The organism is Paenibacillus sp. J22FR83 (assembly GCF_059691955.1).
Map to the genome: position 1 here is coordinate 499,335 of NZ_JCAUAM010000002.1, position 13,835 is coordinate 513,169.

10 protein-coding genes and 1 riboswitch are annotated in these 13,835 nt (G+C 46.3%); of the genes, 2 read left to right on the forward strand and 8 right to left on the reverse strand.

Features of this window, described 5'->3' with window-relative positions; genetic code table 11:
• Position 1 precedes the first annotated feature (1 nt).
• A riboswitch (cyclic di-AMP (ydaO/yuaA leader) is annotated at positions 2-153 on the reverse strand.
• Positions 154-594: 441 nt separating this feature from the next.
• Positions 595-2,037: an MFS transporter gene (locus AC58PV_RS05665; protein WP_497431291.1), complete on the forward strand. Its 1,443-nt coding sequence runs from the start codon at positions 595-597 to the stop codon at positions 2,035-2,037.
• Between the two features lie 237 nt (positions 2,038-2,274).
• Here the strand turns inward: AC58PV_RS05665 and AC58PV_RS05670 are convergent, their stop codons facing one another.
• From AC58PV_RS05670 to AC58PV_RS05685, 4 genes are read right to left on the reverse strand one after another with little or no spacing between them, the layout of a single operon-like run.
• Complete coding sequence (locus tag AC58PV_RS05670) at positions 2,275-3,135, reverse strand: MBL fold metallo-hydrolase (protein WP_497431292.1); 861 nt, start codon at positions 3,133-3,135, stop codon at positions 2,275-2,277.
• A gap of 23 nt (positions 3,136-3,158) precedes the next feature.
• On the reverse strand, positions 3,159-4,799 hold the full coding sequence (locus AC58PV_RS05675; protein WP_497431293.1) for a type 2 periplasmic-binding domain-containing protein: 1,641 nt from the start codon (positions 4,797-4,799) through the stop codon (positions 3,159-3,161).
• A gap of 33 nt (positions 4,800-4,832) precedes the next feature.
• Positions 4,833-5,735: a carbohydrate ABC transporter permease gene (locus AC58PV_RS05680; RefSeq protein ID WP_497431294.1), complete on the reverse strand. Its 903-nt coding sequence runs from the start codon at positions 5,733-5,735 to the stop codon at positions 4,833-4,835.
• 14 nt (positions 5,736-5,749) lie between these two features.
• A complete protein-coding gene (locus tag AC58PV_RS05685; protein WP_497431295.1) occupies positions 5,750-6,697 on the reverse strand; it encodes an ABC transporter permease in 948 nt (315 codons plus the stop codon).
• A gap of 285 nt (positions 6,698-6,982) precedes the next feature.
• Here AC58PV_RS05685 and AC58PV_RS05690 point away from each other — a divergent pair, with 285 nt between their 5' ends.
• Complete coding sequence (locus tag AC58PV_RS05690; protein WP_497431296.1) at positions 6,983-9,277, forward strand: helix-turn-helix domain-containing protein; 2,295 nt, start codon at positions 6,983-6,985, stop codon at positions 9,275-9,277.
• A 64-nt stretch (positions 9,278-9,341) separates the two neighbouring features.
• On the opposite strand, the gene AC58PV_RS05695 is transcribed toward AC58PV_RS05690, so the two are convergent.
• The 4 genes from AC58PV_RS05695 to AC58PV_RS05710 form a co-directional block, all read right to left on the reverse strand.
• Positions 9,342-10,574: an NAD(P)/FAD-dependent oxidoreductase gene (locus AC58PV_RS05695; protein WP_497431386.1), complete on the reverse strand. Its 1,233-nt coding sequence runs from the start codon at positions 10,572-10,574 to the stop codon at positions 9,342-9,344.
• Positions 10,575-10,791: 217 nt separating this feature from the next.
• Positions 10,792-11,679 (reverse strand): glycine betaine ABC transporter substrate-binding protein, encoded by an 888-nt coding sequence (locus AC58PV_RS05700; RefSeq protein WP_497431297.1) that lies wholly within the window; start codon positions 11,677-11,679, stop codon positions 10,792-10,794.
• A 4-nt stretch (positions 11,680-11,683) separates the two neighbouring features.
• Complete coding sequence (locus tag AC58PV_RS05705) at positions 11,684-12,514, reverse strand: ABC transporter permease (protein ID WP_497431298.1); 831 nt, start codon at positions 12,512-12,514, stop codon at positions 11,684-11,686.
• Entirely contained in the window at positions 12,511-13,713 is a 1,203-nt protein-coding gene (locus AC58PV_RS05710) for a quaternary amine ABC transporter ATP-binding protein (RefSeq protein WP_497431299.1), read from the reverse strand. The genes AC58PV_RS05705 and AC58PV_RS05710 overlap by 4 nt, the downstream gene beginning before the upstream one ends.
• Positions 13,714-13,835 lie beyond the last annotated feature (122 nt).

Here is a 13,835-nt window from a genome sequence, read left to right on the forward strand (position 1 = left end):
TCTCCTTTCTCACGATCGCTTACGAGGTTAGCTGTCGGGTTCGGGCCGCGAGAAATCTGCCCTAAAAGGTACCAGGTATCAGCACCGTTACTCACCCCATGTTACTTTTGGTTCCCCCGCTTTTCTTCACAGAAAATTAAGCGAAATATTCAACTGTTCTAGTACGTGTTGAATACTACTCTCTTCTACTCACATAGTAAAGGATGGAAAAAACGTAAAAAGCCGTCTTCCGCCTCACGTTTCCATCAATAATTCGCTTACAATCCCCCCAATCGTTGATTATCTTCCATTCTCTTAGCCAATCGGGGTATTTTAAATAAAGGGCACGGTTGCAATTCACAAACTTAACCTTCCATGTAAGCAATGCGGTGGATCAAAGGGATTTTTCCTTTAGGGCACTACCTCGGTGATGTGTTCACCTAGCAAGGTGACGGTCGTATAGGTGGAAAAATACAAGTTGATTGAAATACATACAGGAAAATGCATAAATATTCAACTTTTCAAATAGTTACTACGGTCAATTCATTGACACATGCTACCTGCCATGCTAAACTGTCACAAATAAATTTATAGTTTAAGATCGGATGGTGTACCATGTCAAATCCTAGGACTACCTCACATCAGGAAACAGCGCCAACGCCAACTGAGACGCCGGGTCGCTTACGTGAAACGCCGGTCTCTTGGTTACTCTGTTTCACTATTGTGCTTGTCATCATGAACACGATGATGTTCAATCTGGCACTGCCCAAAATTTCCGCGCAATTCGAGCTTAGCCCCTCAACGGCGTCGTGGATTGTTACGGGATATTCTATTATTTTCGCCATAGCATCGATTACCTACAGCCGCTTATCCGACTTCGTGCCTATTCGCAGGCTCTACGTCATTGCCCTGCTCTCGCTAGGTGGTGCCTCTATTCTAGGGCTGTTCACGGACAGCTTCGGACTGTTGCTGCTGACAAGGCTTATTCAAGCCTCCGGCGCTGGGGCGATTCCATCGCTCGGTATCGTTCTCGTCACCCGCTACATTCCGTTGTCTCGCAGGGGCAGAGCGATGTCGCTCATCCTATCTGCAGCCTCACTCGGCTTAGGACTCGGTCCCGTCGCGGGAGGTTCCATCGTTCAGTATTTGGGCTGGCATTTCCTATTCGTCATTACAGGGGTCACCCTGCTGCTTATACCTATCTTTCTCGCTTTGCTGCCAAAGGAAAAACCAGAGAGCGGCTCGTTCGATTTCATCGGTGCCCTGCTCCTGGGGATTGGGACGACGGGGCTGCTGCTCTTCCTAACTTCCAAAAGCATCGTTGCCCTCATAGCGGGCGTACTTGCGATTGCCTTATTCACGCTGCGCATTCGCCGCGCCTCACAACCGTTCGTGCTGCCAGCCCTATTCGGCGATCGAACTTATATGTCGCTTAGCGCAATCGGCGTGACATCCTACATGATCAGCTTCGGCTTCTTATTCCTTGCGCCGCAGATGCTTGCACGGGTATTTGGCTTAGCTCCACTTACTTCGGGACTGTTGCTCTTCCCCGGTGCACTCTTGGCGATGCTGGTGTCGAATCGTGTCGGACGCATCATAGACCGCTACGGGAACACAGCACTACTTCGTTACGTCCCATGGTTGATGCTGCTTTCTACCGTACTTTTGGCCCTGACAGCTAGCTATTCCTCTTACTGGATTGCTGCGCTTTACATCTTGGTTAGCATTAGCTTCACAACGCTTTCTAGCGCTGTATCCAATGAGCTCTCCCGGCAATTGACTACAGATCGCATCGGCTCCGGCATGGGCTTGTTCCAATTGTTGCAGTTTTTCAGCGGCGCTTTCGCCGTGGCGCTCTCGGGGAGTGCACTCGTTTGGCAGAAATCGTTGCCGCTCACACGTGCTTTCGATAACCTCATCTGGGGGATGGCGGTCATTGCGTTCCTAACCATTGCCAGTTCCATCCTATACAGGAATTATGCAAAAAAGCAGCTCTCGGATCGCTCCGCGGCGGAGAAGGTAGAAAGCTCAGCTATGCCTAAGACTGCAACAGAATAAGTACCGTCAGATAAAGCCCAAGTCCAAATTAAGGTGATGATATCATCTTAATTAAGGCTTGGGCTTATTCTTACTTAGAATAAAGTGATGGCATAACGTTAAAGTGTCTAAATACACAGAAAATTTCGACTTTGGAGCTAATAGCGCTATACTATAACGTTATCCGACGTCGTTGCTCACACTTATCACAAGAAGAGGCTGTCCCTCCTATGACATCGGGGACAGCCTCTTCTTGTGTTATATTTTCATCCCATCCCATGCCACCGTAATCGGGCATGGGAATTGTTGTTCCTGAAACCAGCCTACTAAATCCCCATGTGTCGAGGTAAAATGGTTAATATGCGTAAGATAAATGCGTGAGTTGGCATGCAAAGTCCCTTGCTCTAACAGCTTGCGGAACAGCTCCATGCAGCTAAAGGCGTCCAAATGGCCATTTGGATGAAGACCACGCCCGGTGGTCAGCCCAAAGGTGCATTCACTAATCAACACATCAAGGGAAGCATTCTCCAGCTCCTTGAACGCATCTGGCAAGTACCAGCCAGTATCCACGCCGTAAAATAGCTTACGGCCATCCGGTTGGTGGATGAGATAGTTCGCACAATTCTCCCCCATATTGCCTTTGTGATTCCCACGCAGTGGCGTTACTTCGATGCCGCCAATCGTAACGGTTTCGTTAAACGCCAGCTTATGAAAGGCCACGATGCCGCGCGCCTCCAAATCGGCAGTCATTCCTTTCATGATCGGCCGGCTTTGCCGATAGAAATCGACGATTTCGTAAGCCTTGTCTGTAAAATAAAAATGCAGCGGCTCCTTCAACCGTTCAATCGCCATGTTCCTAACATTCATCATCATATAGTTGAAATGGTCTTCATGGGTATGACTCACTAAGACATGCTGCAGCTTAGTAAAGTCCCCATATTCCATAGCCTGCTGGAATGAGTCTGCCCCCAAATCAATACACATCTCCTCATTGATTCGGAACATCGAACGGCGGCGAATCTCTGCGCCGCCTACTTCCCGTGCGTTGTTACACACGGAACAGGAGCAGAATGGGTTCGGTATGCCTTCGGCTGCACTCGTGCCGTAAAATCTCATCATTGGCTCCTCCTTTCCGTAGCTGATTACTTCTGATTCCAGCGGTCATAGGCTGCTTGATAGATCGCGAGATATTTATCTAGCTGCATTTTATTCAGTGTGCTTACATACTTGTCCCACTCGCTGAGCGGTTTAGCCCCTGTAATGAATTTAACGATATTCTCATCGGCATATGCCTCGATATCCGTTGCGTACGTGCTCAATTCAATATTCTCTTTCTCCGTAAACGTAGGAATCATTAATTTCTCATCGGGTACTAAATTAGGTCGAATGACATCTTTATTGGCAATCATTTCTGGAAGAACTGCTGCACTTTGGTCAACCTTTTGCGTTACACGCTGCGGAATGCCCCCGCCTTGGAAAATCGTATATTCCGATAGCGCCTCATCCACCGTGAGTCCGTTCGGATTTTTGGCAAACTCATCCTTCAATTTATAAAAGCCATCGCTGCCGATCGTATACGTTACATCTTGGATACCAAGACGGGCCAGCGCAGTCCCTTCCTCACTTAGGAAATAATCGCCCCAACGCAGGGTTGCAGCAGGGTTCGGGTTCTTGCTCGTAATTACAAATGAGCCTAAATCGCGCACTTTTGGAGAGATGCCCGTCCAATACACTTTGCCGTCGATGCCTTTCAAGACAGGGTTCTGGACGTAGTTATTCCGATTTTTGCCCATCCATAAGTTGTTGTTGCCTTTCGCTACATAGCCGACACGCTCATCGTCAACTTTCGCAATCTCCTGTTTCATGTCCTGTGATAAAATTTCTTTATCAATCAAACCTTCCATCCAGAGCTTATTAAAGAAGGTAATCATATCTTTAAAGGTGTTGTCCGTTGCGATATAGCGCACTTTGCCCCCATTGTCTACATCCATAAAAGGTGCGATGATCCCGGAATTTCCTCCGAATCCCCAGCTGCCATAAAACGATTTAACAAATTGATCACCGTAGTTCTTATTGCCCTCTTTGTACCCCGAAATCGGAACTTCGTCCGCTTTGCCATTCCCATTAGGGTCCTGCTCCTTGAAGGCTTTCAACACCTTATAAAACTCGTCCATTGTTGTCGGCATTGCAAGCCCCAGCTTGTCCAACCACTTCTTATTGATCCAGGAGGACGAAATACGTCCATCTGCTTCACTAATATTCGGCAGGGAATAAATATGGCCGTCAGCCGACGTAATCGATTTGCGAATCCCGTCATTTTCTTTCATAAGTGCTGCCAGATTCGGCGCATAGCCTGCTTCAATCAAAGGATCCAACGGGATAATCTGACCTGCTGCGGCGTATGAAGTAATCAATTGCGGCGACAAATTCGCCCGCATGACGAAGTCAGGCAAGTCATTGGAAGCAAACATCAGATTCCGACGCTCATCGAAGGCGTTCTGCGGGACTGTATCCCATTTGATAACCACATTCGATTTGGCTTCATAACTTTTCAAGCCTTTATGCTCGTTCCAATCCTTGACCAACTCATATTTGGAGACAAGCCCTTTCAATTGAACAGGCTCACTTGCAATCGGCATACCTGTCTTCGTAATGTTGGCACTTGTTTTGTTGGCACCAGTTGCAACGGGCTCTGTCCCTTTATCCTTATCGCTGCAAGCGCTAAGTACTGGTATTGACGTGATCAGCATGGCAGCTGTTAGCAAGACGAATTTTCTTTTCATAGTGGTTAGTCATCCCCTCAATTATTAATCACATTAACCTTTAAGTGCACCAATCATCATCCCTTTAACGAAATACTTCTGAAGGAATGGGTACAGCATAAGAATCGGTCCACTGGATACGATAATAACGGCATATTTAACACCTTCTGCAACGAGAAACTTGCTCGTATCCATCTCAATCGAATCCATCATCACGTTATCCGACTGATTCATCACTAGAATTTCCCGCAGGAAAAGCTGAAGCGGATACAGGGAACGTTCCTTCAAATAAATCATGGCCTCGAAATACGAGTTCCAATGATACACGGCATAAAATAATACAAGAACAGCCATAATTGGTGCACTCAGGGGCAGCACAATGGAGAAAAACGATCGAATGTTGCCGCTGCCATCCATATAGGCCGATTCATAGAGTTGTTCATCAATGTTGGTTTCCAAGAACGTGCGAGCCACAATCATATTGTAGACACTGATCGCCGTTGGCAATATTAAGGCCCACATCGAATTGTAAAGTCCCAGATTCTTAACGAGCAAGTACATCGGGATCATCCCGCTGCTGAAAAACATGGTAATGGTAAAGAATATCATAAGCCCGCGACGCCAACGGAAATTCCGGCGTGACAGCGGATAAGCGCCCATCATCGTTAGTGATATATTGACTATCGTGCCTACGATGGTATAGAGCAGCGTATTGCGATAGCCTATCCATATCTCGGTGTTCGTAAATACCCGGCGATAGGCTTCCACGTTAAATCCGTTGGGAATCAGCCCGATTTTGCCGGCAATGACCAGTTTGGGATCACTGAATGAGGCACTTACGACATAGATCAGCGGGTAAAGCACAATTAACACAAGAATTCCGATAAGGACATAAGTTATGGCTAGAAAAATCCGATCTCCGTTGGATTCCCGAATTTTGTGAGAAACGGCCTCCATGTTCACCTCTCCTTTTAGAACAGACTACTGCTGCTGTATCGTTTGGCAATCTTGTTAGCTGCTAGCAGCAATATGATGTTGATGACATTGTTAAAGAGACCCACAGCGGTAGAGAATCCATAATCCATATTGATCAAACCCGTCTTGTAAGCGTAAGTGGAAATAACCTCTGAGGTTTCCATGTTCAAACTATTTTGCATAAGAAGAATACGCTCATAGCTGAGTGTCATCATTTTGCCCATGAGGAGAATAAATTGAATGACGATAACCGGCATAATACACGGCAGATTCACGTGAATCATCCGCTTCCACCGACTAGCCCCATCGATTTGTGCAGACTCATGCAGTTGTGGATCGACAGCAGCTAACGCCGCGATGAAAATAATGGAGTTCCATCCGCTGTTCCGCCAGATGTCAGAACCGATATACACACCGGGGAAATAGTCTGGGCTGGTTAGAAAAGGAATCGCATCGATGCCGATCATCCCCAGCAAATGATTCAAGTACCCATTCTCCCCACCGAGAAATAAATTAATAATACCGACGAAGACGACTGTTGAAATAAAGTAAGGAGCATACGTGATCGTCTGCAACGTCTTCTTTAATCGCTCTTTTCTCATCTCATTAAACATGAGGGCAAGCATGATCGGAATAGGGAAACTAATTAATGTTTTAAACAGATTGATAACTAATGTGTTTTTCACAATACGATAAAATTGAAAGGAATTAAAAAGCCGCTCAAAATTATCAAAACCAATCCAAGGACTATTCATAATCCCGAGAATCGGGTTGAAGCGTTTGAATGCGAGCTGCACACCATACATAGGTCCGTAGCAGAAAATAAGAAAATAGAGAACAACAGGGATAACAAAGATTAGATAATCCCAATTGTTTTGCAGCCCAAACCTTTTGGGGGTAGACCTCGGTAGAGGGGCATGTGCCGCCTTGGTCTTCGCAGTCATATCGCTGCCTCCTTCGTCGAACGCTAGAAACGCGGATACCCAGAAAACGATTCGGCGCCTGAATCGGTATCCTATGGCTCCGAGTATACGTAAATATGGAACGCCCGACAATCGCTAATAATCGGCTTTTCACAGCAAAAAGAGGGTATAACCCTACAAATACACCCTGCATTTTTTTCAATACCTAGTCAATTTTCAGCTTTTCGGCCTACATGAATTGATCTCATGGCGCAAAATTTATATACTCGTAAGAAATCAAGACCTATTCGACCAGGGGATGTGTTTATGTTGCGGAAAGCGATTCAGTCCAAGCTCTATCGAAAATTTCTATTAGGGCACCTTCTGATTCTGGCGGTAACCGGACTATTGTTCCTAGTAACCAATATCATTTCACTATCCAATACGTATCATCGGTTGATGGATAACACCCAGCGATCGATGGCCAATACGACAAGTCTGCTGGATACGCGCATTTTGGACCTGCAGAAATTGACCTTAACCTTGTCACGGGACACCAAGTTGCTTCCCTATCAATTACAGGAGTCCTTACAATATCCGTATCTCATCGCCGATGAACTCGAGAAATTAAAGGCGCTGTCCGCCGATCTCGATTCCATTGGCCTGTTCTATCGCAACACAGCCTACAGCTCGTTAGAGAACACGATTTTTACGGATACGGGCATTTATTCACCTGAGAGCTATAGCCGTCTCATCACCGATAGCCGAATCTCTCCGGAAATTGTACAGAGCAAACTGGAGCAGCTAAGATCACCGCTACTTCTGTCTTCACTAGCTAATGACGATCATCCTGAAGGCAAGGAACAAGTGCTGCTGCTCTTAGTCCCGCTTGACAGCACACCTTTCTCCAGTGGCATTATGATGTACAAATTGAACTATCCAGCACTTATAAGTAATTTCCAGCAAACCATTGACAGCGGCAGCTCCCTTATCGCTTTTGACCAATCCAAGATGCCTTTTCTCTATATAAAAGGTTCTTCCGATCTCGCGTGGGGTGAACTTACCGCAGCGGCGCACAATGCGAAAGCGCGAATCCCTGGCTATCTCTTCATGCAGGAAACATCGTCCAAACAGAACATTCATGTCGTGAACGCCATTCGCCGAAGTGACTATTTCCATGAATATGATGTAGCGTTAACAATTTCACTAACCATCTTTCTGATATCGCTTGCACTAGGAATTGTGCTGTGCTTCAGGTCTGCCCGCAAAAGTTATCAACCGATCCAAGAGCTATCCAATCGGTTTCCAACCTTGCCATCGGACAAGCAGGCCACAGGCAATAACGATGAACTAGACCAACTCACTCGTTACATTGAGCAGATGAGGGATGAGAGCAATCATTTGTCCCATATGATGCATAATCAGGAGGTTCTCACGAGGAACCAATTGTTGTTAGCGGTATTAATGGGGAAGTTGAACGTAGACAATACGACGCAGGATAACCGCAGCGCTCTTGATAAACTATTTGCTGATCGGCATACAAGCAGCGTGCTTGTCATCATTTTTGACGATTACAACGCCAAGGTAAGTAAAGAGCCGCTTAGTGAGCAGTGGTTGATGAAATATACGATCTGCAATGTGCTCGAAAATTTATCAGGTGTTCACGGCGTGAATTATGCCCTTGATTTGGCCATCGATAATGGGATTGTCGGCATTGTTTCGTGGCATAACGAATTCGCGGAGGAGTGGGAAGCGCGTAGTCGCGCCTTTTCCGAGCAGATCATCGCGTTCATGCAGAGGCATTTCGCCCTTTCGTTGTCTTGCATGGTCGGCGAACCTCAGCCAACGAATGACTTGCATCAATCGTTCAGTTCCGCCACAACGCTTGCGGAGTATCGGATTTTCGCCGGGAAGCAGTCCATTATCACGCCCTCTGAATGGTCACAGCAAAAAATCGAGCATACGACGATCGAGAAGCAGCAAATTTCCGAATTTGCCGAAGCGCTCCATGCGGCAGTCCGCTCCAAGAGCTCCGAGCATCTGCAACTGCTGATTCATGAAATGGAGGAAAGTTTTACACGGCTGGAGGATGTTCCCACCTTCCGTCTTACGTTTCAACAAATCATTTTCACCTTGAACCAACTTGTTAATAATATTCCGCTCTCCCATCGGGAAGCGATCAAGTTTAAACTGGAAGCCCTAGCCGAATTCCAATCCAAAACCGTTGCTGAGGCTTGTGCCAATCTACTTGATGCAGCGCGCAGCATACAAGACAGCTTAGGCGAAGATGCCAATAACAATCGTTTATATGCATCTATGTTAGAGTATGTTTCCCAGAATTATATGGACGATAACCTCAGTCTCTCTACCGTTGCTGAAGAGCTGTCCCTTACACCTTCCTATGTCACACGCTATTTCAAAAATAAAAACGGCCTTCCTTTCATGCAATATGTCTCGAAAATCCGCATCGAGAAAGCCAAAGAGTTGCTCGAAACCACCCACCTTTCGATCAAGGACATTGTCGAGCAAGTCGGGTTCGTGGATGAAAACAATTTCTCCCGCGCTTTTCGCAAACGTGAAGGCGTGTCTCCGAGTCAATATCGTTCCAATAGCTATAGTTAGTGGTACCTAGACGTAAAATCCCCTCCAAGTATCTACTTGAAGGGGATTTTACGTTATACGCGCGTTAATTAGGCACATGATAATTACGGGTCGTGGATTTCTGCTTCCAAATCATTTTCTTCCAAATGAGTGGAAGGCCACCGATGAGAAATAGGTAACGGGCATCGATCATCTTTTTAATAAATAACGCCAAGCGGCCTTTCACTTTCTTTACTTTGAGTAACCCAACGGCTTCACCACGGCCCAGTGTTGCTACCGTGCCTTTGAAATCATAGACGAACGGCTTCAATTCTTTATCTCGTATGATCTGAACAAGGTTTCTCGCTGCATTGTATCCTTGTTGAACAGCAATTTGTGCATTCGCGGGATATGGCGTGCCTTCTGGGCTAGTGACAATCGAGCAATCACCTGTGATGAAGATCTCTGGGAATTGATAGGAGCGCAAGCAACTGTCTACCTTAACTCTGCCCCGTTGCACCTCGAAGCCCGCCTCTTGCAGTAACGAATTGCCGCGTATCCCTCCCGACCAGACAATTGTGCCTGCACGAATGAACTCCCCGTTGCTCAGAATAACCCCCTCTGATGTGCATTCCTTGATCGCGGTCGATAGCTTATACTGCACGCCTTTGCGGCGCATGACTTCCATACCGTATAGGATCAGATCCTCTGGTAAGCCTGGAGGCAGCGCCGATGAGGAGGCTTCCACATTATAGATGCTGACATCCGCGGGATCGACATCGTAGGTTTTGCACAGAACGGGTATGCGATCCGCCAGCTCTCCGACGAACTCTGTCCCCGTGAAACCCGCGCCGCCAACGACGAAGGTTAGGTAATCCTTGCGCTTCGGGACCACCTTGGACTTCGCGAACATATACTCAATGTGCTGCCGAATGAAGCGGACAGTGTTAATGCTTTTGATCGACATGGCATATTCATGCATGCCCGGGATTCCGAAGGTTTCCGTCTCACTCCCGAGTCCAATGACTAAATAATCGTAGTCTAGCGTAGATTCATCCAAGATGATCTTCTTTTCCTCGGGCAGAATCTGTCTAACCGTCGACTTCACGAATCGAATCTTCCGCTCATCAATCAAATCCGAAATGGTCACGCGTGCGTTATCATGATGATCCGTACCGGCTGCTGGCATATGCAAATGTGTCGTAATAAAGTGATAATCATGTTTGTTAACCAGTGTGATGTCCATCTCATTTCTTCTCATCTTCTTCTGCAGCCTGATCGCTGTAACAAGTCCGCCATAGCCTGCGCCTAGAATCACAATTCTCGGTTTACTCATTATCGCAACACTCCTCCGGTTGTGAAATTTATCACATATTTACTTGTGAAAATAATCACAACTCTTCACAAGGTGAGCCGGTAACCGACTCTCTACTAGTGTATGCGTGCGTTCTGCAAATATCACTTCCGAATAACCTAATTATCTAGGATTGTCCGCGTCTCTCTACGAAAAAGACTATCGATCGGATGATCGATAGACTTCTCTCTACATATATGGACTATTTCGCCTTCAAATCTTCAATAGAACTGATTGTCATGTAGGCAGGAACGACTAGACCCAATTTGGTCCCTCTTAAGTTTGCACCTAGATCTTCTAGCTTGGTCGCATACTTCTCGAAATAATCCTTATGTGTCGTCGGGAGCCATGCGGCCACTATCGCATCCGCGCTGCCATCCGCAAGTCCAGCCCACATTGGACCTGCTTCAACTTGCAGCATCTCCACTTTATACCCGAGCTTCCTTTCCAAAACATTCCTCACGACATTCGTACTGGCAATCTCCGAATCCCAAGCTACATAAGCTAATTTTAGCTTCTTGCCTTGTTCTGGCGAGAGATCTTTCACCCAAGTATTCACTTTAGTTGCATGGTCCACAACCCAATCTGCAGCTGCATCTTCGGGCTTCTTACCGTCAACCACAGCTGACATGACCGCGGCCATATCCTCCGGCGTCCACTCGAATCGATCGAGCATGGCATATGCCGACGGCGCCGTTTCTTTCAAACCTTTGCGAGCAATCGTATGAATTTCTTCATCCTTACCAAATGTTCCCTTCGGATCATTCAGATATTTCAAATCATATTTAGCAAACATCCAATGAGGTGTCCACCCCGTCACGATGATCGGTTCCTTCGCTTTATACGCTCTATCTAACGCTACCGCCATGGCCGCGCTAGAGCCTTCAACTACTTTCCAATCGGTAAGCTCATAGTCTTTCAGCGCTTGATCCGTCTGCTTCATGATTCCTGCACCAGGATCAATACCGATAATTTGGTGATTCACACTACTGCCTACACTAGATTCTGAAGCATTATCTTTCGAGCAGCCTGTCACGATAAGTAAACCGGTCAAACTAGCGAATAGTAACGTCTTACCGACTTTCTTCATATCTCTACACACTCCTTTTTTTCTTCATCCATAATTGTGTGATGCGATCAAGTAAAATAGCTAATACAACAATAGCCAATCCGGCTTCAAAGCCTTGACCAATTTTGATTTGAGTAACAGCCCTATACACATCAGCCCCTACTCCCTGAGCCCCGATCATAGAAGCAATAACTACCATCGAGAGCGCAAGCATAATCGTTTGATTGATGCCTGCCATAATAGATGGCATCGCTAACGGAAATTGCAATTTTACTAATTTCTGTATAGGAGTCGAACCGAAAGCATCTGCGGCTTCAACTAAATCTTCAGCAACCTGTCTTATACCCAAATTGGTCAGGCGAATCGTCGGCGGTACAGCGAAAATAACGGATGCAATGACCCCAGGCACCACACCTAGTCCAAAAAAGGTAACGGCAGGGATGAGATAAACGAAAGCAGGCATCGTTTGCATGAAATCAAGTGCTGGCGTGATGATCCTTCGTGCTCGATCGCTTTGGGCACACCATACCCCTAAAGGAATACCAATGAGAACGGAAATGACTGCTGAGGTCATAACCAGTGCCAGTGTATCCATCGTATGTTCCCATAAGCCAAGATTATCAACTAATAACAACCCTACAGCAGCAAATAGCGCAAACGTCCATTTGCCAAGATAATAAGCAAGAATCGTAATCAACGCGATAAGTACAAGCGCTGGCGGGAAATGAAAAACGGCAGAAAATGCATTCACCACTCCCTCTATAAGGAGCGATAAGAAATCGAAAAACCACGATAGGTTAGCACCTAACCCATCAACAACCTTCTCAACCCCAGTATCTAATGGAACTTTCGTCATACGTTACTCACATCCTCTCTTGCCACAACGTTACCTGCAAGAGCCCCAAGAACATCGCCGCGAACAATGACACCCTGAATTCTCCCATCGTTATCCACAACGGCCACAGGGTACTTGGCATGGCTGCACACTTCAAATAATTCATGGAGCAGTTGATCTGGCCCGACAGTTGGAATATCTCGAATCACAATATCTTCAAGACTCTTCTCATAGTGAACAGCACCCGAAGCATCCTCCGCCGTTATCACACCAATTAACTTCTTGCCTTTATCTACAATAAATAAATTAGATATCCCGCTTTGCCTCATGAGCTGCAGCGCCACACGCGGCCCACGATCAAGACCTATGGTCTCAGGCCGGCGCATAACCGTCGATGCGTTCAGTACCTTGGACAGATCGACGTCCTCCACAAACCTTTCGACGTACTTATTGGCTGGATTCATCATTATTTCTTCCGGCTTCCCGATTTGAACAATAACGCCGTCTTTCATGAGTGCAATGCGATCTCCAATACGAAGAGCTTCATCCAGATCATGTGTAATGAAAATGATGGTCTTCTTCATCTTATCCTGCAACTCGACGAGTTCATCTTGCATATCCTTCCGAATCAGAGGGTCTAATGCACTGAAAGCCTCATCCATCAGAAGAATATCCGGATCGTTGGCCAAGGCCCGCGCAAGCCCCACTCGCTGCTGCATGCCACCGCTCAATTGGGAAGGTTTACTGTCTGCCCAAGCCTGTAACCCTACCAAGTTCAACGACTCTAGCGCTTTCGCACGTCTTTGTGACTTATCCCATCCTTGAACCTCTAACCCATATTCCACATTCTCAACGACTGTTCGATGAGGAAATAAGGCAAACTTCTGAAATACCATGGAGATTTGTTCCCGTCTGACATTTCTAAGCTCCTCATCGTTCATGCGAACGATGTCCTTACCATGAATAGCAATACTTCCGCTCGTGGGCTCAATTAACCGATTCAGAAGTCGAACTAATGTTGATTTACCACTACCTGAAAGACCCATAATGACAAATATTTCACCAGCTTCAACAGAGAAGCTAGCTTTATTGACGCCTACCGTATGCTTCGTATCCATATAAATTCTTTCTTTCGAATGTTTCTGCGAAAGTAACGGAAGAACAGATGCGGGGTCGGGACCAAATATTTTCGTCACCTGATTAACTTGAATAACCGACATATGCTCACTCCTTTCTTTGATTTGCATGTCATCCACTTCATATACTCTAACGAATACACATTGGTTATGTCAACCTTAAAATCTGTACAAACAGTTCAAACAGAAAAAACTGTACAAACTTT